The sequence below is a fragment of the uncultured Shimia sp. genome (assembly GCF_947493595.1).
Taxonomy (GTDB): Bacteria; Pseudomonadota; Alphaproteobacteria; order Rhodobacterales; family Rhodobacteraceae; genus Shimia.
In genome coordinates this window covers 122,059-140,848 of sequence record NZ_CANLRL010000009.1, presented here as the reverse complement: position 1 = coordinate 140,848, position 18,790 = coordinate 122,059, and the positions used below count along the sequence as shown (strand labels likewise).

23 protein-coding genes are annotated in these 18,790 nt (G+C 57.5%); all 23 read right to left on the bottom strand.

Annotated elements, in window-relative coordinates; genetic code table 11:
- Positions 1–2: 2 nt before the first annotated feature.
- Positions 3–308, bottom strand: coding sequence for an NADH-quinone oxidoreductase subunit NuoK (gene nuoK / locus Q0955_RS18335; RefSeq protein ID WP_164644785.1), 306 nt, complete (start codon positions 306–308; stop codon positions 3–5).
- Between the two features lie 38 nt (positions 309–346).
- Positions 347–955 (bottom strand): NADH-quinone oxidoreductase subunit J, encoded by a 609-nt coding sequence (locus Q0955_RS18330; RefSeq protein ID WP_299427400.1) that lies wholly within the window; start codon positions 953–955, stop codon positions 347–349.
- Positions 952–1,359: a carboxymuconolactone decarboxylase family protein gene (locus tag Q0955_RS18325; RefSeq protein WP_299427397.1), complete on the bottom strand. Its 408-nt coding sequence runs from the start codon at positions 1,357–1,359 to the stop codon at positions 952–954. Before Q0955_RS18325 ends, Q0955_RS18330 begins: the two co-directional genes overlap by 4 nt.
- Positions 1,360–1,376: 17 nt before the next feature.
- Entirely contained in the window at positions 1,377–1,871 is a 495-nt protein-coding gene (gene nuoI, locus Q0955_RS18320; protein WP_294117382.1) for an NADH-quinone oxidoreductase subunit NuoI, read from the bottom strand.
- A gap of 1 nt (position 1,872) precedes the next feature.
- A complete protein-coding gene (gene nuoH / locus Q0955_RS18315; protein ID WP_299427394.1) occupies positions 1,873–2,913 on the bottom strand; it encodes an NADH-quinone oxidoreductase subunit NuoH in 1,041 nt (346 codons plus the stop codon).
- A 6-nt stretch (positions 2,914–2,919) separates the two neighbouring features.
- On the bottom strand, positions 2,920–3,249 hold the full coding sequence (locus tag Q0955_RS18310) for a hypothetical protein (RefSeq protein ID WP_299427615.1): 330 nt from the start codon (positions 3,247–3,249) through the stop codon (positions 2,920–2,922).
- A 96-nt stretch (positions 3,250–3,345) separates the two neighbouring features.
- Complete coding sequence (gene nuoG, locus Q0955_RS18305) at positions 3,346–5,358, bottom strand: NADH-quinone oxidoreductase subunit NuoG (protein ID WP_299427391.1); 2,013 nt, start codon at positions 5,356–5,358, stop codon at positions 3,346–3,348.
- Between the two features lie 3 nt (positions 5,359–5,361).
- Entirely contained in the window at positions 5,362–5,766 is a 405-nt protein-coding gene (locus Q0955_RS18300) for a DUF5333 domain-containing protein (protein WP_299427388.1), read from the bottom strand.
- A gap of 103 nt (positions 5,767–5,869) precedes the next feature.
- Complete coding sequence (locus Q0955_RS18295; RefSeq protein ID WP_299427386.1) at positions 5,870–6,253, bottom strand: hypothetical protein; 384 nt, start codon at positions 6,251–6,253, stop codon at positions 5,870–5,872.
- A 9-nt stretch (positions 6,254–6,262) separates the two neighbouring features.
- On the bottom strand, positions 6,263–7,561 hold the full coding sequence (gene nuoF / locus Q0955_RS18290; RefSeq protein ID WP_299427383.1) for an NADH-quinone oxidoreductase subunit NuoF: 1,299 nt from the start codon (positions 7,559–7,561) through the stop codon (positions 6,263–6,265).
- A gap of 4 nt (positions 7,562–7,565) precedes the next feature.
- On the bottom strand, positions 7,566–7,793 hold the full coding sequence (locus tag Q0955_RS18285) for a DUF5337 domain-containing protein (protein WP_299427380.1): 228 nt from the start codon (positions 7,791–7,793) through the stop codon (positions 7,566–7,568).
- Between the two features lie 3 nt (positions 7,794–7,796).
- Positions 7,797–8,942, bottom strand: coding sequence for an NADH-quinone oxidoreductase subunit E (locus Q0955_RS18280; protein WP_299427378.1), 1,146 nt, complete (start codon positions 8,940–8,942; stop codon positions 7,797–7,799).
- A complete protein-coding gene (locus tag Q0955_RS18275) occupies positions 8,942–9,211 on the bottom strand; it encodes a hypothetical protein (protein WP_299427375.1) in 270 nt (89 codons plus the stop codon). The genes Q0955_RS18280 and Q0955_RS18275 overlap by 1 nt, the downstream gene beginning before the upstream one ends.
- Entirely contained in the window at positions 9,208–10,431 is a 1,224-nt protein-coding gene (locus tag Q0955_RS18270) for an NADH-quinone oxidoreductase subunit D (protein ID WP_299427612.1), read from the bottom strand. Before Q0955_RS18270 ends, Q0955_RS18275 begins: the two co-directional genes overlap by 4 nt.
- Positions 10,431–11,036 carry an NADH-quinone oxidoreductase subunit C gene (locus Q0955_RS18265; protein ID WP_299427373.1) on the bottom strand — a complete coding sequence of 202 codons (606 nt, stop codon included), beginning with the start codon at positions 11,034–11,036 and terminating at the stop codon, positions 10,431–10,433. Before Q0955_RS18265 ends, Q0955_RS18270 begins: the two co-directional genes overlap by 1 nt.
- Complete coding sequence (locus tag Q0955_RS18260; RefSeq protein WP_164644800.1) at positions 11,033–11,566, bottom strand: NADH-quinone oxidoreductase subunit B; 534 nt, start codon at positions 11,564–11,566, stop codon at positions 11,033–11,035. Before Q0955_RS18260 ends, Q0955_RS18265 begins: the two co-directional genes overlap by 4 nt.
- Positions 11,557–11,922, bottom strand: coding sequence for an NADH-quinone oxidoreductase subunit A (locus Q0955_RS18255; protein ID WP_283427194.1), 366 nt, complete (start codon positions 11,920–11,922; stop codon positions 11,557–11,559). The genes Q0955_RS18260 and Q0955_RS18255 overlap by 10 nt, the downstream gene beginning before the upstream one ends.
- Before the next feature lie 398 nt (positions 11,923–12,320).
- Positions 12,321–13,103 (bottom strand): crotonase/enoyl-CoA hydratase family protein, encoded by a 783-nt coding sequence (locus tag Q0955_RS18250; protein ID WP_299427367.1) that lies wholly within the window; start codon positions 13,101–13,103, stop codon positions 12,321–12,323.
- Positions 13,096–13,620, bottom strand: a complete 525-nt coding sequence (locus Q0955_RS18245) for an AAA family ATPase (RefSeq protein WP_299427364.1) — start codon at positions 13,618–13,620, stop codon at positions 13,096–13,098. The genes Q0955_RS18250 and Q0955_RS18245 overlap by 8 nt, the downstream gene beginning before the upstream one ends.
- Positions 13,620–14,474, bottom strand: a complete 855-nt coding sequence (locus Q0955_RS18240) for a hydroxymethylglutaryl-CoA lyase (RefSeq protein ID WP_299427361.1) — start codon at positions 14,472–14,474, stop codon at positions 13,620–13,622. The genes Q0955_RS18245 and Q0955_RS18240 overlap by 1 nt, the downstream gene beginning before the upstream one ends.
- A 2-nt stretch (positions 14,475–14,476) precedes the next feature.
- Positions 14,477–15,148, bottom strand: a complete 672-nt coding sequence (locus Q0955_RS18235; protein WP_299427358.1) for a glutathione S-transferase family protein — start codon at positions 15,146–15,148, stop codon at positions 14,477–14,479.
- Complete coding sequence (locus Q0955_RS18230; RefSeq protein ID WP_299427355.1) at positions 15,145–17,094, bottom strand: acetyl/propionyl/methylcrotonyl-CoA carboxylase subunit alpha; 1,950 nt, start codon at positions 17,092–17,094, stop codon at positions 15,145–15,147. Before Q0955_RS18230 ends, Q0955_RS18235 begins: the two co-directional genes overlap by 4 nt.
- 81 nt (positions 17,095–17,175) lie before the next feature.
- Entirely contained in the window at positions 17,176–18,783 is a 1,608-nt protein-coding gene (locus Q0955_RS18225) for a carboxyl transferase domain-containing protein (protein ID WP_299427352.1), read from the bottom strand.
- Positions 18,784–18,790 lie beyond the last annotated feature (7 nt).

The following is an 18,790-nucleotide window of genomic DNA, read 5'->3' as shown; positions in this document are numbered from 1 at the left end:
GCTTAGCCTTTCATCACGTTGACGTCTTCGACCGCAATCGAACCACGGTTGCGGAAGAAGGAGACCAGGATCGCGAGGCCAATGGCGGCTTCTGCGGCCGCCACGGTCATCACAAACAGCGCGAAGACCTGTCCGGTGAGATCGCCCAGGAAGGACGAAAACGCCACCAGGTTGATGTTCACAGACAGCAGGATGAGTTCAATCGACATCAACAGAATGATGATGTTCTTCCGGTTCAGGAAGAGGCCGAAAATGCCGATGACGAAGAGCGTCGCCGCCACGCCTAGGTAGTGTTCCAAACCAATCATATTTGGTCCCTCGGTTCTTTTTATCTCTTCAGGCGGGCTTAGAGCCCCTGCCCCGGTTTTACGTCTTTCAATTCCATCGCGTCCGCTGGGTCGCGCCACATCTGCTCCAGCACATTCTGACGCTTCACGTCTTTGCGGTGGCGCAGCGTCAGAACAATTGCACCAATCATTGCAACCAACAGGATCAGGCCGGACAGTTGGAACAGCAGGAAGTACTGATCATACAGGATCAGGCCCAGAGCCGCGGTGTTGTGGGTGTCGGTTGGAGTGGGGGCTGCGCGCAGGCTTTGCGCCGTGTCGGCAAATTCCCAAGGACCAAATACGATGCCCAGTTGCATAAGCAGGATTGCACCAATCAGCAGCGAGAGCGGTAGGTATTGCGCCATGCCCGCTTTCAGCTCGGCAAAGTCGACATCCAGCATCATCACCACAAACAGGAAGAGCACAGCAACCGCGCCCACATAGACAATGATCAACAGCATCGCGACAAACTCTGCGCCCAGCAAAACAAACAGCCCGGCGGCGCTTAGAAACGCCATGATCAACCAGAGCACCGAGTGCACCGGGTTGCGGCTGATGACGGTGCAGAAGCCGCCAACGATCACACAGATCGAAAACAACCAAAATGCATAATCCGCGATGGTCATGTGTCACTTCCCTCTTTGTCCGCCAGAACCTCTTGCACCAGTTCCATGGCGCGGGTGGTGGCGGGAATACCGGCGAACATCGACATTTGGCCGATGGTCTCCACGATTTCTTGTTTTGTGGCCCCAACCTCCACCAAATGGCGAAGCGTGAGGCGGATTTGAGCGTCTCCTTGTGCACCCAGCATAGTGAGCGCGCCAAGGGTCAGCAGCAGGCGGGTCTTGGCATCCAAGCCGCCTTTGTTCATCGAGTTGCCAAAAAACATCTCCATGACGTCTTTGGGCATGGTGGGCCAGAGCGCCTCAAACCCTTTGGGCGTGAACGATTCCAGCGCAGGATTGAAGGATTTCGCCATCTCCTGATACTGGGCGAACATCGCCTGATATGGGTTTTTGCTGTCGCTCATGGTCCTAGGTTCCTAACTCAGCGGTATGGCGCGTCGATTTCGAGATTGCGCGCGATCTCGGCTTCCCAGCGGGCGCCGTTTTCCAGAAGCTTCTCTTTGTCGTAGAACAGCTCTTCGCGGGTCTCGGTGGCAAATTCGAAGTTTGGCCCTTCGACAATCGCGTCCACTGGGCAAGCTTCCTGACAGAAACCGCAGTAGATGCATTTGGTCATGTCGATGTCATAGCGGGTAGTGCGGCGGGAGCCATCTTCGCGCGGTTCCGCGTCAATCGTAATCGCCTGTGCCGGACAAATCGCTTCACACAGTTTACAGGCAATGCAGCGCTCTTCGCCGTTTGGATAGCGACGCAGGGCGTGTTCGCCGCGGAAACGTGGAGACAGCGGGCCTTTTTCGTGTGGGTAGTTCACGGTGGCCTTAGGCTTGAAGAAGTACTTCATGCCCAGTTTGAAGCCGCCCAAGAAGTCCTTCAGCAGGAAGTAGCCAGCGGCGCGTTTGTAGTCGATTGCCGTCATATCAGCCTCCGATGGCCCAGCGGGCATAGGCACCGCCGAAAAGTTCAAATTTCGCAAGGAACGACACCAGCACAACCCAAACGAGGGACATGGGCAGGAAGACTTTCCAACCGATGCGCATCAGCTGGTCGTAGCGGTAGCGCGGGGAGATGGCTTTCACCATCGAGAAGATGAAGAACACAAAACAGATCTTCAGCAGCATCCAAACGATGCCGTCAGGCAGGCCGGGGATTGGGGAGAGCCAACCGCCAAGGAACAGCAGCGACACCAGTGCACACATCAGCACGATGGCCACATATTCGCCAATCATGAACAGCAGGAACGGGGTGGAGGAGTATTCCACCTGATAACCTGCCACCAGTTCAGATTCCGCTTCGGGAAGGTCAAACGGTGGGCGGTTGGTTTCCGCCATGGCCGAGATCAAGAAGAGGAACATCATCGGGAAGTGTGGCAGCCAATACCAGCTGAAGATGCCGTAGTTGCCGTCTTGTGCGTTCACGATGTCACCGAAGTTCATCGAGCCGGTGGTGATGATCACACCGATGATGATCAAGCCCAAGGACACTTCGTAAGAGATCATCTGCGCTGCGGAGCGCAGGGATCCCAAGAACGGGTATTTGGAGTTGGAGGCCCAACCGCCCATGATCACGCCGTAAACTTCCAGCGAGCTGACCGCCATCACATAGAGAATGGCAACGTTGATGTCAGACACCACCCAGCCGTCATTAAACGGGATCACAGCCCAGGCGATCAGCGCCATGACCAGGCTGACCATTGGGGCGAGCAGGAAGACCACTTTGTCCGAGCCTGCTGGATAGACGATCTCTTTCACCGCGTATTTGATGAAGTCAGCAAAGCTTTGCAGCAGGCCAAAGACGCCCACAACATTGGGGCCCCGGCGCAGCTGTACAGCCGCCCAGATTTTCCGGTCAGCGTAAAGCAGGAATGCCAGCGCCACCAAAAGCGGCACGACAACCGCCAGCACCTGCCCCAAAGTCAGGAGCAAAATGCCGAGGTTCGTGGTGGTAAAGAATTCAGTCATGGGTCCTCACACCGTAGGTATTCCGTTGTCTTCGCAGTTCGCGACAATGACTTCAGCGTCAATTGTCTTGAGACCACGGGGCAAAGCGGCGGAGATGGTGTAAACTGCATCTCCCGACCACAGGTCGCCCTGATTATCTGTTGTTGTGCGCACATGGCGGGCAAAGCCGAAGCCACGAATGAGCGCATATTGTGCCGCTGCACATTCCGCGTATGCATGCACGTCACTTTCGTCCCGTGCGCCGGTCATTGCGACGTGAAAATTCACCAGATCGCCTTCCAGCAGGCGGGTGTCCACGCCTGCGTATTTCGGTTCAAATACCACCTCCTCACGCATCACATCCGTTTCGGGCTGCGGGGTGCAGGCCGACAGCCCGGCCAAAGCGGCCGAAGCAAGCAGGATATGAGGGCGCGTGAAGGTCATTCGTTTGGCTTATTCCGCAGCGATTTTGGCATTGTTGCGCGCTTTGGCTGCGGCAGAGAGTTCTGCCATCAGCGTGCTGGCGCGTGCAATGGGGTTGGTCAGGTAGAAGTCGGTGACGACCGCTGGAAAGCGGCCTTTTTTCAGCTCGATTGGCGCAATCGGTTGCCACTCGTTTTCGACAAACTGATCGATCTGTTTGAGGTGCGGCACCGCGGCCACCAGTGCCTGACGCAGCTGCGCGAGACTATCATAAGCCAATGGCGCATCCAGTTCAGCGCTCAGCGCTCGCAAGATCGCCCAGTTCTCTTTGGCCTGGCCCGGTGCAAAACCGGCGCGCATGGCCAGTTGAGGACGACCTTCGGTGTTCACAAACAGGCCGTTTTCTTCGGTATATGCCGCCGCTGGCAGGATCACGTCTGCGCGGTGGGCACCGCGATCGCCGTGGCTGCCCTGATAGATCACAATCGGGCCTTCGCCAATTTCGACTTCGTCGGCACCAAGATTGAACACCACTTCCGCGCCTTCAAGTGCTTTGGTCATTCCGCCTTCGGTCACGGCGCCTACATCCAGCGCTCCAACACGGGAAGCAGCGGTGTGCAACACCAGCATCTTGCCGCCCATCTTCTCGGAGGCAGCCATACACTGGCTCAGTACCGCAACGGCGTCGCCTTCACCAAGCGCACCCTGACCAACAATCACCACCACGCCGTCTTTTGGCTCAGCAGTGGCCGCCAGTTTCGCCAGTGGGGAACGACCCGGACCGGCCATGGCATAGTCATAGGTCAGATCCATGTCAGACTGGCCAATTACGGTGACGTTGGCACCTTTGGTCCATGCCTTACGAATACGGGCATTCAGCACCGGCGCTTCGTCGCGCGGGTTAGTGCCAATCAGGTAGATTTCTTTTGCGGTATCGATGTCTTCGATAGAAGCGTTGCCTACATAGGCCGAACGATTATCCGCAGGCAGCGGCGCACCGTTGGTGCGGCATTCGATGGAGCCTTCGAGGCCTTCAACCAACTGCTTTAGAGCAAAGACCGCTTCGGTTGGGGCCAGATCGCCGACCAGCGCAGCTACCTTTTTGCCTTTCATCACGTCAGCGGCGGCGGACAGCGCCTCACCCCACGTGGCGGGCTTCAGCTTGCCGTCCACACGCACGTAAGGTTGGTCCAGACGCTGACGACGCAGGCCATCCCAAACAAAACGGGTTTTGTCAGAAATCCACTCTTCGTTCACGCCATCGTGGTTGCGCGGTAGGATCCGCATCACTTCACGGCCTTTTGTGTCCACACGGATGTTGGAGCCAAGCGCGTCCATCACGTCGATGGTTTCTGTCTTGGTCAACTCCCAAGGACGGGCGGTGAAGCTATAGGGCTTGGAGGTCAACGCGCCAACTGGGCACAGGTCGATGATGTTACCCTGCAGGTTGCTGTCCAAAGTCTGGTTCAGATAGCTGGTGATTTCCGCATCTTCACCACGACCAGTCTGGCCCATCTGGGTGATGCCCGCAACTTCGGTGGTGAAACGCACACAGCGGGTGCAGGAAATGCAGCGCGTCATTGTGGTGGACACAAGCGGACCGAGGTCCAGGTCATCCACCGCGCGTTTGCCCTCCTTGAAGCGATTTTCGCTGATGCCATAGGCCATGGCCTGGTCCTGAAGATCACACTCGCCGCCCTGATCGCAGATCGGGCAATCCAGCGGGTGGTTGATCAGCATGAATTCCATCACGCCTTCACGCGCCTTTTTCACCATGGGTGAGTTGGTTTTCACCACCGGTGGCTGGCCTTCGGGACCGGGGCGCAGATCACGCACCTGCATGGCGCAGGACGCGGCAGGCTTAGGCGGACCGCCAACAACCTCAACAAGACACATACGGCAGTTACCGGCAATCGACAGGCGCTCGTGATAGCAGAAGCGCGGGATTTCCACGCCTGCTTCTTCACAGGCCTGGATCAGGGTCATCGCGCCCTCTACCTCGACTTCGGTCTCGTCGATGATGATCTTGCGGAGGTCAGACATCGCTTATTTCGCCCTCAAATACACGCCGATCGCGCTGTTTCGTTCGATTTCCGCGCGACCAAGCGCACAGACAGATTCCGGATCGTCCAAAGAGACACCTTTGTGCTGCAAAAAGGCATCGCCACGTTGGCGCATGCGCTCTTTCTCTTCGTCCGACTTGATGAATGCTTTGATTTCTTCGTCGGTATAGCCAAGCTTGCGCGCCTTGCGCACCAATCCCCAGCCATCAGCCACACCTTTGAGCTTGCGCGGCTCGATGGTGTCGCAGTGTTCGCTGAGTTCATAGGCCACCAACGCCCAATACAATGGATCGCTTATTTCCTTCACCTCACGCAGAGGCGGCTTGGCGGCGGTTGCGCCACTCAAAGCCAGGGTTGCAGCCACAACAACGGATGTCACACGGATCATTTGCTCACTCCTTTAACAATGGCAAAGGGACCCTTTGCCAAGGAGGACAGAGGCAAAAGCCCCTGTGATAGGCAATAACAGCCGGGATATGTCGGATAACCGATCACGGGCGGCAGTATCCTTCGAGTCTGATTTTGTCATCCACAGGGATGATGGTTTCTGTGTCCGGGCCGATCACCCAATCCATTTTTGAGGTGCCGTATTCTTTGATGCAGTATTTGACGGCCTCATAGCCACCGGCCTGTCGCGCCCCGTCCAAACTTTGGTTGGCGCGGGAGACAATCACCTCAAAATGGTCGCGTTCTTCTTTGGAAACCTGATCGGCCTTGGCCTTGTACTCAAAACCTTCAAAGGCAATGCGGTCACGCTTGCTCTTGAAGCTCGCACGCCAGTTACCGCTACAGCCCGATAGTGCCGTGGCAGCAATGAGCAACCCGACAACAATGGCTGGCGTTTTCCGCTGGCAAGTGAACTTGGTCTTGAGCATTCTTGGTTTTTACTCCGCAGCAAAGGCGCCCATGCGCCCGGTATTGTTGGCTTTGATACGATCTTCAATTTCCTCGCGGAAATTGCGGATCAAACCTTGGATTGGCCACGCGGCTGCGTCGCCCAAAGCACAGATGGTGTGGCCTTCGACCTGTTTGGTCACGTCCCACAGCATGTCGATCTCGTCGATCTGCGCTTCGCCACGCACAAGACGATCCATTACACGCATCATCCAGCCGGTGCCTTCGCGACACGGGGTACACTGGCCACAACTTTCGTGTTTGTAGAATTTGGACAGGCGCCAGATCGCTTTGATGATGTCGGTCTGCTTGTCCATGACAATCACCGCAGCGGTGCCAAGCCCGGAACCCAGATCGTTGCGCAGATAATCAAAGTCCATGATCGCATCGCGCATGTTCTCGCCACGCACACAAGGCACCGACGAGCCGCCCGGGATCACAGCCAATAGGTTGTCCCATCCGCCGCGAATGCCGCCGCAGTGTTTGTCGATCAGCTCCTCAAAGGAGATCGACATCTCTTCCTCAACAACACACGGGTTGTTCACGTGGCCAGAAATGCCAAACAGCTTGGTGCCAGCGTTGTTTGGACGGCCAAAGCCTGCAAACCACTCGCCACCACGGCGCAGAATGGTTGGCACAACAGCGATGGATTCCACGTTGTTCACGGTGGTTGGGCAGCCATACAGACCTGCACCCGCCGGGAACGGTGGTTTCATGCGCGGCATGCCTTTTTTGCCCTCAAGGCTTTCCAACAACGCGGTTTCTTCACCGCAGATATAGGCACCAGCGCCGTGATGTAGGAACAGGTCAAAGTCCCAGCCGGAGCCGGCCGCGTTTTTGCCAAGCAGACCTGCATCATAGGCTTCGTCAATCGCGGCCTGTAGTGCTTCCCGCTCGCGGATGTATTCGCCACGGATGTAGATGTAGCAGGTGTGCGCGTTCATCGCGAAAGAGGCAATCAAGGCCCCTTCGATCAGCGTGTGCGGATCGTGGCGCATGATTTCGCGGTCTTTACAGGTGCCGGGCTCAGATTCATCGGCGTTGATTACCAAGTAAGCCGGACGACCATCGCTTTCCTTCGGCATGAAAGACCACTTCAGACCGGTTGGGAAGCCCGCGCCGCCGCGCCCACGCAGGCCGGAGGCCTTCATGGTGTCGATGATCGAATCCCGCCCCTGCTGGATCAGCTTTGCGGTGCCATCCCAATGGCCGCGCGCCTTGGCGCCAGCCAGTGTGCGGTCATGCATACCGTAGAGGTTGGTAAAGATACGGTCTTGATCTTTGAGCATCCCGTTACCCTTTGTCTGCCTGACGCGCGCGCCAGATCTGATAGATGTTGACCAACGCCCAGATCAGCGCGGCCATTGCAGCAAAATCAAACAGAAGCGCAAAGCGCCCTGGCAATCCCGCCATCTTTCCAATCACGTTGAGAGCCAGCCAAATCAGAATGGTTCCGGCGATTACCACCGAAACCATGCGGCTTTTGCGCGCCAAGTCCTGATCCGATTGTCTCTCAGTCATTTATCAATCCTCGTAGACGTCGCCTTTGGCGACTTTCTTGGAGAACTCTGTTTCTTCGCCCGCCGCCAGCAATTTGGCCTGATCCACCCAGCCATCACGCTCAATGCGGCCTTTGAACGACAGTTTGTCGTCCATGTCTTCGATTTCTGCCGGACCCCAAGCAGCGATCTGCGCAAAGGTGGTCACACCGTTAGCGTGCAGCTTCTTCTCCAGCGCCGGGCCAACGCCCTTGAGCTGTTTCAGATCGTCGGCGGTGTCTGCTTTGGCGGCTTTCTTAGGTGCAGGTTTCTTGGCCTTAGGCTTGTCCGAATTGGTCTCAGCCTTCTCAGCTTTCGGTTTGGCGGCTTTTTTGGCCTCTTCCGCCTGCTTAACAGCCGGCTTGGGTGTCGGAGCTGGCATTGGCGGCTGACCTTCAGCAGCGCGCCCGGCAACAACGCCGTCCTTGCCAACCCAAGGGGTCAAAATCGGCACTTCCGTGCCGTCGATGCGTTTGATGGAGTCGCCAATATCCGTCGCCAGCTGCGCGGACGCGTTGTATTGCGTCTTGCCGCTGTCGTATTCTTTGAGGCTGGTCAGACCGGAAAGCGGCTCAGAGGAATAACGGCCGTTCTGAGGGCCCGGTGTTGGCACCTTGCCAGCGGCCAACTCATCCAGCATTGTGGCAAACCCGTCGGCGGTCAGGTCTTCGAAGTAGTCTTTGCCAATTTGCGCCATTGGCGCGTTAGTGCAGGCACCAAGACATTCAACTTCTTCCCAAGAAAACTTACCGTCTGCGCTCAACTGATGTGGCTTCGCAGCAATTTTCTCTTTGCAGACAGTGATCAGGTCTTCGGCGCCACAGATCATGCAGGACGTGGTTCCGCAAATCTGAATGTGCGCGACGGAGCCAACCGGCTGCATCTGGAACATGAAGTAGAAAGAGGCCACTTCGAGCACGCGGATATAGGCCATGTCGAGCATATCGGCGACGGTTTCAATCGCGGGCTTAGACAGCCAGCCTTCCTGTTCCTGCGCGCGCCACAGAAGTGGGATCACAGCGGAGGCTTGGCGGCCTTCGGGGTATTTGGTGATTTGAGCCTCGGCCCAAGTCTGGTTGGCCTCGGTGAAAGCAAAGCTTTCTGGTTGGTCATGATACAGGCGACGGAGCATTAGTTTTCGAACTCCTCAAGCGGAATACAGGTCGCGGAGGCCGCGTCCCCCGGAATGTCCTCGCCCTTTTCCTGGGCGTTAAAAGCAGCATCGGTGACGTTTAAACGACACATGTAGCTGCCGTCATCGGTCTCGACGAGAACAACGTTGTCACGGATGTGCAGGTAGCCATTTGAATTGGCGACCATGTCCGGAAAGGAGGGATCAGCCGAGGCTGTTTGGCAGCTCAGTGCCAGAACAGCTGCCCCAATAGAAACGCGCGTTTTCATCGGTCGATCTCCCCGAACACGATATCCATGGTGCCGATGATGGCGGCCACGTCGGCAAGCTGGTGGCCGGTTGCGATGTGGTCCATCGCCTGCAGGTGCAGGTAGCCCGGTGCGCGCAGCTTGGCGCGATAAGGTTTGTTGGTGCCATCAGCGACCATGTAGACGCCAAATTCACCTTTGGGGGCTTCGACGGCGGCATAAACCTCACCAGCGGGCACGTGGAAGCCTTCGGTGTAGAGCTTGAAGTGGTGGATCAGGCTTTCCATCGAGGTTTTCATGTCACCGCGTTTGGGCGGGGTCAGCTTGCCACGAGACAGTACGTCACCGGTGGCTTCACGCAGTTTCACAATGGCCTGACGCATGATCGACAGCGACTGGCGCATTTCTTCCATGCGCATCAAGTAGCGGTCGTAACAGTCGCCATTTTTGCCAACCGGAATTTGGAACTCAAACTCATCGTAGCATTCATAAGGTTGCGCACGACGCAGGTCCCATGCGAGGCCGGCCGAGCGTGCCATAACGCCGGACATGGCGAATTGCAGAACCTCTTCTTCGTTCACGACGCCAATGTCGACGTTGCGCTGCTTGAAGACGCGGTTTTCGGTCAGCAACCCGTCGATGTCAGCGATCACTTCCGGGAACTCAATCGCCCATTCTTCGATGTCATCCACCAATTGATCTGGCAGATCCTGGTGCACACCGCCGGGGCGGAAGTAGTTGGCGTGTAGACGCGCACCACAAGCACGCTCATAGAACACCATCAGCTTCTCACGCTCTTCAAAGCCCCACAGCGGCGGGGTCAGCGCGCCAACGTCCATCGCCTGTGTGGTGATGTTCATCAGGTGGTTCAGAATACGGCCAATTTCGCAGAACAGCACACGAATGAGCTGCGCACGACGTGGCACCTCGGTGCCGGTCAGCTTTTCAATCGCCAGACACCATGCATGTTCTTGGTTCATCGGCGCCACATAGTCGAGGCGATCCAGATAGGGCAGGTTTTGCAGGTAGGTGCGGCTTTCCATCAGCTTTTCAGTGCCACGGTGCAGCAAGCCAACGTGCGGGTCGCAACGCTCGACAATCTCACCGTCCAGTTCCAGAACCAGACGCAGCACGCCGTGGGCCGCAGGGTGCTGCGGGCCGAAGTTGATGTTGAAGTTGCGGATCTGCTGTTCGCCGCTCAGCGCGTCCACGCTGCCGTCGTCAAATTTGGAGCCGTCCATCATTTCGCGTCCCCTTTTTCGTCACCGGGCAGGATGTATTCAGCCCCTTCCCACGGAGACATGAAGTCAAACTGTCGGTAGTCCTGTGTCAGTTGCACAGGTTCATAAACCACGCGTTTTTGCACTTCGTCGTACCGCACTTCTGTGTAACCGGTGGTCGGGAAGTCCTTGCGCAGAGGGTGGCCACGGAAGCCATAATCCGTCAGCAGGCGACGCAGGTCCGGGTGGTCGGAGAAGATGATGCCGAACATGTCGAACACTTCACGCTCAAACCAGTTTGCGGAGGGGTGCACCGGCACAACGGAGGGCATCATCTCATCTTCGCGCACAGAAACGCGCAGACGCACGCGGTGGTTCTGATACATGCTCAGGAAGTGGTAGACGACATCAAAGCGCTTGGACCGCTCAGGATAATCCACGGCCGTGATATCCACGAGAGTGGAGAAGCGACAGGTCGGATCGTTGCGCAGGAATTCCACAAACGGCGCGATGTTGGCTGGGGCCACATCGATGGTCAGCTCGTCAAATGCAACATCCCAACCAATCACACAATCCGGGCGTTTGAGCTCAATGTGAGCACCAAGTTCTTTCAGGGCTTCGGTCATCGTTCAATTGTCCCCGTGCGGCGGATTTTGCGTTGCAGCTGCAACAGACCGTAGAGCAGCGCTTCGGCGGTTGGCGGGCAGCCCGGAACATAAATGTCGACCGGCACAATGCGGTCACAGCCGCGCACAACAGAGTAGCTGTAGTGGTAATAGCCGCCGCCATTGGCACAGGAGCCCATGGAGATCACGTAGCGTGGCTCTGGCATCTGGTCGTAGACCTTGCGCAAAGCAGGCGCCATTTTGTTGGTCAGCGTACCCGCCACAATCATCACGTCAGACTGACGTGGGGAGGCGCGCGGGGCGATACCAAAGCGCTCCGCATCGTAACGCGGCATAGAGGTGTGCATCATCTCAACCGCACAGCAGGCCAGACCAAAGGTCATCCAATGCAGAGAGCCGGTGCGGCCCCAGTTGATCAGATCTTCCGCGTTGGTCAGCAGGAAGCCTTTATCCTGAAGCTCGGAATTCAGCGCCTGGGTGACAACTTCCTTGTCAACACCAGCGGTGTTTGCGCCCGTCATCACTCCCATTCCAGAGCTCCTTTTTTCCACTCATAGGCAAAGCCAATGGTCAGAACCGCGAGGAACACCATCATCGACCAGAACCCCACCATCGAAACATCCTTGAAGGCGACGGCCCAAGGGAAGAGGAAAGCAATTTCCAGATCGAAGATGATGAAAAGGATCGAGACGAGGTAGAACCGAACGTCAAATTTCATACGCGCGTCATCAAAGGCGTTGAAACCGCATTCATAGGCCGAAACTTTTTCCGGGTCCGGGTTGCGGACGGCCAAAACAACGGCTGCGAGAATGAAAACAAGACCGAGACCGATGGCAACGGCAGCGAAGATGAGGATGGGAAAATATTCCCGAAGCATCTCTTCCAAGGGTAGCTCCTTTCATGCACGCCAGCACGGTGCAGTCAGATGGCTGTGTAGACTCTCTGCGGGGTTTACCCCTGCCCTATGGCGGGGTCAACATTTAGCGCAAGTTTTGAGCAGGGCGTGACTTTGATGTTTTAGGATTGAAAACAAATACTTAAACAATTCTCACATCTATGTGCGGCATTAAGCCGGTGTCAAATTTTCCAACCAGCCTCTTGAAACAGGACAATTTGACCCTTGATTCCAAATCCGCGCCTACCCAAGCGTTTCAGTCGGAAAATGAGTTTCATCCTTGCCAATTCACGGCATCCGCCCAGATGCATAAAAACCGTGATGTACCGGATATTTAGACGGCTTCAGGTGTGGAGGCCCAATAGAGCCTCCACGGAGCGTCTTTGGCTTCACGACGCCCAGTTTGGCTTTTGCTTGGCAAAGAATGCACCAATGCCATCTTTGGCCTCGTCGCCTTCCCAGCAGGCCACCAACTCACGGATGGTGTGGTCAATCACATCATCGTCAATGGTTGGGCCTAACTTGCGCGCAAGCGCCTTGGCCCGGGCCACAGCCCCCGGCGCGCAGGCCAAATAGGGTGTGACTTCAGCCTCGACCGCTGCGTCCAATTCATCTGTAGGTACCGCCTTTGCCAAAAGCCCCAAGGTGACTGCTTCAGGCGCTTTGAACAATCGGGCAGACATAAAGACTCGGCGCGCCATGGCTTCGCCCATGCGCGACAGCACATAGGGGCCGATGGTGGCTGGGATCAGGCCAAGTTTGGTTTCCGTCAGCCCCATGGTCAGCGTGTCCACGCCAATCGCTACGTCACAGACACTGGCCATACCGACCCCACCGCCAAAGGCATTGCCCTGAAGTCGGCCAATCAACGGCTTTGGCATGGTGTTAAGCGCTTGCAGCGCCTCGGCCAGCTTGCGTGCTTCAACAAAGCGCGTGTCTGGATCCGCCGCCATCTGCGCCTGCATCCAAGCAAGGTCCCCCCCGGCGCAGAAGCTCTTTCCGGCGCCGGTCAGAACGACCACACGAACTCTGTCATCTGCACCAAGCGCTTCAGCAGTTTGCTTTAACTCGACAATCATTTGCCCAGACATGGCGTTGTGCTTTTCCGGACGGTTCAGAGTGAGCGTGGCAACGCCGCGGTCGTCAATGTCTATGGTCAGAGTTTCAAACATGGGTGTCCTCGTGTTTGGTGGCCTGCATTGCCGCGAACAGGCGCAAGATCGCCCCTTCTCTGCTCAGCTGGCTGGCGTCCAGGTGAATGTCAGCGTCGGGAAAGGGCTCAAACCGGCGGTTTTGCACTGCTTCCCAAGTGGGCAAGGTATGCCCTTCAATGTCGTTTTCACGTGTGTCTACACGCCGCCTGTGCTCAGCCGGATCGGAACACGTGATCACCACATCCAGATGATGGTGGTGTTTGGAAGGCTGTCGCCAGTCCCGGCGGGTCAGTGCGATAGGGTTTACACTGTCCGCAATAACATCAAACCCTTGATCCAAAGCTGCGCCGGCGACGGCCTGAGCTGCGGCGTAGCCACCATCTGCGAGGTCATCACACGTCATGTGAGACTGCCGCATCGCAGCTTCCATCTCGTCTATGCGCAAATGTAAAGCGCCGGCTTGTTCCGCTAGAGCACGGGCAATGGTGCTTTTGCCAACACCGGGCAGCCCAGACAAACACAACAGAACCGGCATTATTGCCCCCGCATGGCCCGCGCCATCTCTGCCGCTTGCGCCAGAACGGCGGTATCGAGGCCTGTCTCGTAGCCCAGCGCCTTAAGGCGCGCATCCACGGCTTCTGTGGCCACATTGCCTTTGGCCCCTGGCGCATAGGGGCAGCCGCCCAGACCACCAACGGCGGCATCAAACACCCGCACCCCAAGTTCCAGAGACGCTTCGATGTTCGCCAAGGCACGGCCAGCAGTGTCGTGATAATGGCCTGCCAGCATGTCGGCAGGCACCACGTCCAACACGGCTTTCAACATAGCCGAAATGCTCTCTGGCGTGCCTTGACCGATGGTGTCGCCCAGGCTGATCTCATAGCAGCCCGCGTCAAACAGGTGCTTCGCGACTTCCACGACTTTTTCAGGCGGTGTCGCTCCATCGTAAGGGCAATCAGTGACACAGCTCACATAGCCGCGCACAGGCAGACCGATTTCTTTGGCCGCGGCCACCACAGGCGCAAAACGTTCCAGGCTCTCCGCGATGGTGGCGTTGATGTTGGCTTTGGAAAAGCCTTCAGAGGCAGAACCGAAGATTGCAATCTCATCTGCCTTGGCAGCCACTGCCCCCTCAAAGCCGCGCATGTTGGGTGTGAGAGCTGCGTAGCTGATGCCTTCAGCGCGGATAATTCCCGCAAGGACTTCCGCCGAGTCCGCCATTTGCGGCACCCATTTGGGGCTGACAAAACTCGCTACCTCGATGCGCTTGAAACCCGCTTTGGACAGGCAATCCACCAACGCAACTTTCTCAGATGTCGGGATTTGGCGCTTTTCGTTTTGCAGCCCGTCCCGCGGGCCCATTTCGAAAATTTCAACGGTTGTGGACATGGTCAGGCCCCTTGCTCCGGCAAGTCATAGAAGTCTTGCGTGTAAAACTGCTGTTCCCCTTCAGCGGCCTGCGCCGCCTGATAGGCCGGACGCGCTTCAATCCGGCGCAGATAGGCCGTGGTCAACGGGTAGCCATCAAACCGCACATATCGGCTGGCGCTTTCCAGCGTGAAACCCATCATCACATCCGACGCCGAAAACCCGCTTCTCAACAAAAACTCCCGTCCGTCGGCCAACGTGCCCTCAACTGCCTTCAAAGCAATCGCCAGCCGTTTGGTTTCAATCCCCATCACAGTGGGAGACTTCATCCAATCTTTGGGCAGGAACAGATGCTGCATGTTGAGGTTCTGAATGCCCGCCGCGATGGTCTCTGCGTAATACAGCCATTGCAACCAGTCAGCCCGCTCCTCACCGCCGACCTCTGGCATCAAGCCATGCCCCTCGCGGGTTTCGCAGAGGTACTGCACAATCGCGCCGCTTTCATAGAGCACCCGTCCGTCGATTTCCAACGCCGGCACGCGCCGGGCGGGAGACATAGCTTTGAAGTCAGGCTGCTGCAATGAGCCGTCCATAATCTGGTACGGCACGATCTGCACCGTTTCCTCCAACTCGTGAAGCAGCCAGTTCACCCGAAAGGACCGGCTGCCCGCAATGGAATGCAGGACCGCACTCATGTCTCGTCTTCTTCCAACAGGATTAGGGCCGTACCGTCCTCGACTTGTGCGCCCTCGGTGGCCAAAACATCCGCCACGACACCATCACGTGGAGCGAGCAGAGAATGCTCCATTTTCATAGCTTCCAAGATCGCCAGGCGGTCGCCTTCGCTCACCTCTTGTCCGGCCTCCGCAAAAATCGCTTTCACAAGGCCTGGCATCGGTGCGGCAATCACGTTGCCGCCTGCCCCGCCTTCGTCTTCACGGTCCAGCGGATCCACGACAGTGAAGCGATAGCCGTTGCCCCAGAACACGGTCAGCTCGTCGCCGTTTTGCGCGGTACGCGCGGGAACTTTGACTGTGTCGACCCACCAGCTGCCGCCTTTGAAAGTGACGGTGTGCTCCGCCTCACCGACGTGAACGCTGTAATTGCCGGTGTCATTCACACGCACATCTACATCGATACGCTCTTCATTGTGGATCATCGACACGCTGTGTGTGAGCGGGGACCACAGTACCAGCGTTTCGGCCGGCGCGGATCCGTCCAGTGGCCGCAATCCCAACGCTGTCAGCGCCGCAACCGAACGGGCTTTGGTGCAGGCCGACGGCTGTACTGCAAGCGCGTCGATGTGGCGCTCGATCAGGCCGGTGTCAACGTCGCCCGCCACAAAGTTGGGCTGCGCCGCGAGCAAGGCCAGAAAGCTTACGTTGGTCACGGTGCCGCCCACATCAGTCCAGCGCAGCGCGCGTTCCAATTGTTTCAAGGCAATCTCACGGGTCGCCCCATGCACCACCAGCTTGGCAATCATCGGGTCATACCACGGGCTGATTGTGTCGTCTGCCCGCACACCGCTGTCGATACGCGCCGCTGCAGGGAACTCCAGATGCGACAGCGTACCGGTCGCGGGCAGGAAGCCTTTGGGTACATCTTCAGCATAGATACGCGCTTCAAAAGAGTGGCCGGTGATGGTCAGCTCGTCTTGCTGTTTCGGCAGCGGCTCACCTGACGCTACGCGCAATTGCCATTCCACCAGATCGACGCCGGTGATGGCTTCGGTGACGGGGTGCTCCACCTGTAGGCGGGTGTTCATTTCCATGAACCAGAACCCGTCCGGGCGCAGGCCATCAGAACCGTCCACGATAAACTCAATGGTGCCCGCGCCTTTGTAGTTGATCGCCTCGGCCGCACGTACAGCAGCGTCGCCCATTGCCGCGCGCATTTCTTCGGTCATACCCGGAGCAGGCGCTTCTTCGATGACCTTTTGGTGGCGGCGTTGCAGCGAACAGTCCCGCTCAAACAGATGTACCGCCTTTTCGCCATCCCCAAAGACCTGCACTTCGATGTGACGCGGGCTGGTGACGTATTTCTCGATCAATACATCCGGGTTGCCGAAGGCTGTGGTGGCTTCGCCCTGCGCCGACGCCAGCGCATCCGCAAACTCCGCGGGTTTCTCAACAAGACGCATGCCTTTGCCGCCGCCGCCCGCAACCGCTTTGATCAGCACAGGGTAGCCGATGGCCTCGGCTTGTTCGGCCAAAAACGCCGCGTCCTGATTGTCACCGTGATAGCCCGGCACGACCGGAACGTTGGCCTCTTCCATAAGCGCTTTGGCAGCGTCCTTGAGCCCCATGGCTCGGATGGCTTTGGCAGATGGACCGATGAAGGTGAGGCCTGCAGCCTCGACAGCCTCCACAAACTCAGGGTTTTCCGACAAGAAGCCGTAGCCGGGGTGGATACCCTGCGCGCCGGTGTCCAGAGCGGCTTGGATGATCACATCGCCTTTAAGGTAGCTGTCCGCTGGCGCGGCACCTCCAATGTGCACGGCTTGATCTGCCAGCGCGACGTGTTTTGCGGTGGCGTCCGCGTCGGAGTAGACAGCAACGGTTTTTACCCCCATGGATCGGGCGCTTTCCATCACGCGACAGGCGATCTCACCACGGTTGGCGATTAGAATTTTTTCAAACATCGGGTGGTCCTTTGTGTTGAGACGTCGGACCGGGGGCTGCCTGCCCCCGGACCCCCGGGGATATTTTGGGCCAAGAGAAGATTACATCCGGAACACGCCGAACTTGGTCTCCTCAATTGGTGCGTTCAGAGAGGCTGTGAGGCTCAGGTGCAGCACGTCGCGGGTTTTGCGCGGGTCGACAATACCGTCATCCCACAGGCGGGCTGAGGCATAAAGCGGGTGGCTTTGTTCTTCGAACATGTCCAGCGTGGGCTGTTTGAAGGCGGTCTCTTCCTCCGCGGACCACTCCCCGCCTTGCCGTTCGATGGCATCGCGTTTGACCGTTGCGAGTACACCCGCCGCCTGTTCGCCGCCCATCACGGAAATGCGGCTGTTAGGCCAACTCCAAAGGAAGCGTGGACTATAGGCGCGACCAGCCATGCCGTAGTTGCCTGCGCCAAAGGAGCCGCCGACCAACATGGTGATTTTTGGCACTTTGGTGGTGGCCACTGCGGTCACCATTTTCGCGCCATGGCGGGCGATGCCTTCGGCCTCATATTTCTGGCCAACCATAAAGCCTGTGATGTTTTGCAAGAACACCAGTGGGATTCCGCGTTGCGAGCAGAGCTCAACAAAATGCGCGCCTTTGGCTGCACTTTCCGAATAGAGCACGCCGTTGTTGGCGATGATGCCGACGGGGCAACCTTTCACATGGGCAAAACCACAGACCAGTGTTTCGCCAAAGCGTTTTTTGAATTCATCAAACCGGGAGCCGTCGACCACCCGGGCAATGACCTCACGGATGTCATACGGCGTGCGCAGTCCGCCAGGCACCACACCGAGGATTTCTTCGGGATCATACGCAGGCTCTTCTGACGCCTGCCAATCAACGGTTTGTGGTTTGGTGCGGTTGAGGTGCTTGAGTGCATCGCGCGCCAAAGCCAATGCATGGGAATCGTCATCCGCCAGATAGTCTGCCACACCGGACAAACGGGTGTGCACATCGCCGCCGCCAAGATCTTCGGCACTTACAACCTCACCGGTTGCTGCTTTCACCAGTGGTGGGCCTGCAAGGAAGATAGTCCCCTGCTCTTTTACAATGATGGTCACGTCTGACATTGCCGGCACGTAGGCACCACCAGCTGTGCAAGAGCCCATCACAACGGCGATCTGCGGGATGCCTTTGGCGGACATATTGGCTTGGTTAAAGAAGATACGGCCAAAGTGGTCGCGGTCTGGGAACACTTCATCTTGCTGCGGCAAGTTCGCACCGCCGCTGTCCACCAGATAGACGCACGGCAGGTTATTCTGCTCCGCGATCTCTTGAGCCCGCAGGTGTTTTTTGACAGTCATCGGGTAGTAGGTGCCACCCTTAACGGTGGCATCATTGCAAACCACCATGACCTCTTGCCCGTGGACACGGCCAATCCCCGCCACAACACCGGCACAGGGTGCGGCGCCGTCGTACATGTTATGCGCTGCCGTCGCGCCCACTTCCAGGAACGGCGAGCCAGGATCCAGCAAACCCGCCACACGCCGGCGCGGCAGCATTTTGCCGCGGCTTTCGTGACGTGCGCGGGATTTTTCCCCGCCACCCATACGAGCCTTTTCCGCCACCTGACGCACATCATCAATCATCTGAAGATGCGCCGCGCGATTGGCGGCAAATTCCTCAGACGAGGTGATCACTTTGGATTGCAACTTACTCATTGTCGTA

Coding starts and splice junctions, on each gene's coding strand:
- nuoK (WP_164644785.1), bottom strand. CDS start 308: ATGATTGGTTTGGAACACTACCTAGGCGTGGCGGCGACGCTCTTCGTC.
- Q0955_RS18330 (WP_299427400.1), bottom strand. CDS start 955: ATGACCATCGCGGATTATGCATTTTGGTTGTTTTCGATCTGTGTGATC.
- Q0955_RS18325 (WP_299427397.1), bottom strand. CDS start 1,359: ATGAGCGACAGCAAAAACCCATATCAGGCGATGTTCGCCCAGTATCAG.
- nuoI (WP_294117382.1), bottom strand. CDS start 1,871: ATGACGGCAATCGACTACAAACGCGCCGCTGGCTACTTCCTGCTGAAG.
- nuoH (WP_299427394.1), bottom strand. CDS start 2,913: ATGACTGAATTCTTTACCACCACGAACCTCGGCATTTTGCTCCTGACT.
- Q0955_RS18310 (WP_299427615.1), bottom strand. CDS start 3,249: ATGCGTGAGGAGGTGGTATTTGAACCGAAATACGCAGGCGTGGACACC.
- nuoG (WP_299427391.1), bottom strand. CDS start 5,358: ATGTCTGACCTCCGCAAGATCATCATCGACGAGACCGAAGTCGAGGTA.
- Q0955_RS18300 (WP_299427388.1), bottom strand. CDS start 5,766: ATGATCCGTGTGACATCCGTTGTTGTGGCTGCAACCCTGGCTTTGAGT.
- Q0955_RS18295 (WP_299427386.1), bottom strand. CDS start 6,253: ATGCTCAAGACCAAGTTCACTTGCCAGCGGAAAACGCCAGCCATTGTT.
- nuoF (WP_299427383.1), bottom strand. CDS start 7,561: ATGCTCAAAGATCAAGACCGTATCTTTACCAACCTCTACGGTATGCAT.
- Q0955_RS18285 (WP_299427380.1), bottom strand. CDS start 7,793: ATGACTGAGAGACAATCGGATCAGGACTTGGCGCGCAAAAGCCGCATG.
- Q0955_RS18280 (WP_299427378.1), bottom strand. CDS start 8,942: ATGCTCCGTCGCCTGTATCATGACCAACCAGAAAGCTTTGCTTTCACC.
- Q0955_RS18275 (WP_299427375.1), bottom strand. CDS start 9,211: ATGAAAACGCGCGTTTCTATTGGGGCAGCTGTTCTGGCACTGAGCTGC.
- Q0955_RS18270 (WP_299427612.1), bottom strand. CDS start 10,431: ATGGACGGCTCCAAATTTGACGACGGCAGCGTGGACGCGCTGAGCGGC.
- Q0955_RS18265 (WP_299427373.1), bottom strand. CDS start 11,036: ATGACCGAAGCCCTGAAAGAACTTGGTGCTCACATTGAGCTCAAACGC.
- Q0955_RS18260 (WP_164644800.1), bottom strand. CDS start 11,566: ATGGGAGTGATGACGGGCGCAAACACCGCTGGTGTTGACAAGGAAGTT.
- Q0955_RS18250 (WP_299427367.1), bottom strand. CDS start 13,103: ATGTTTGAAACTCTGACCATAGACATTGACGACCGCGGCGTTGCCACG.
- Q0955_RS18245 (WP_299427364.1), bottom strand. CDS start 13,620: ATGCCGGTTCTGTTGTGTTTGTCTGGGCTGCCCGGTGTTGGCAAAAGC.
- Q0955_RS18240 (WP_299427361.1), bottom strand. CDS start 14,474: ATGTCCACAACCGTTGAAATTTTCGAAATGGGCCCGCGGGACGGGCTG.
- Q0955_RS18235 (WP_299427358.1), bottom strand. CDS start 15,148: ATGAGTGCGGTCCTGCATTCCATTGCGGGCAGCCGGTCCTTTCGGGTG.
- Q0955_RS18230 (WP_299427355.1), bottom strand. CDS start 17,094: ATGTTTGAAAAAATTCTAATCGCCAACCGTGGTGAGATCGCCTGTCGC.
- Q0955_RS18225 (WP_299427352.1), bottom strand. CDS start 18,783: ATGAGTAAGTTGCAATCCAAAGTGATCACCTCGTCTGAGGAATTTGCC.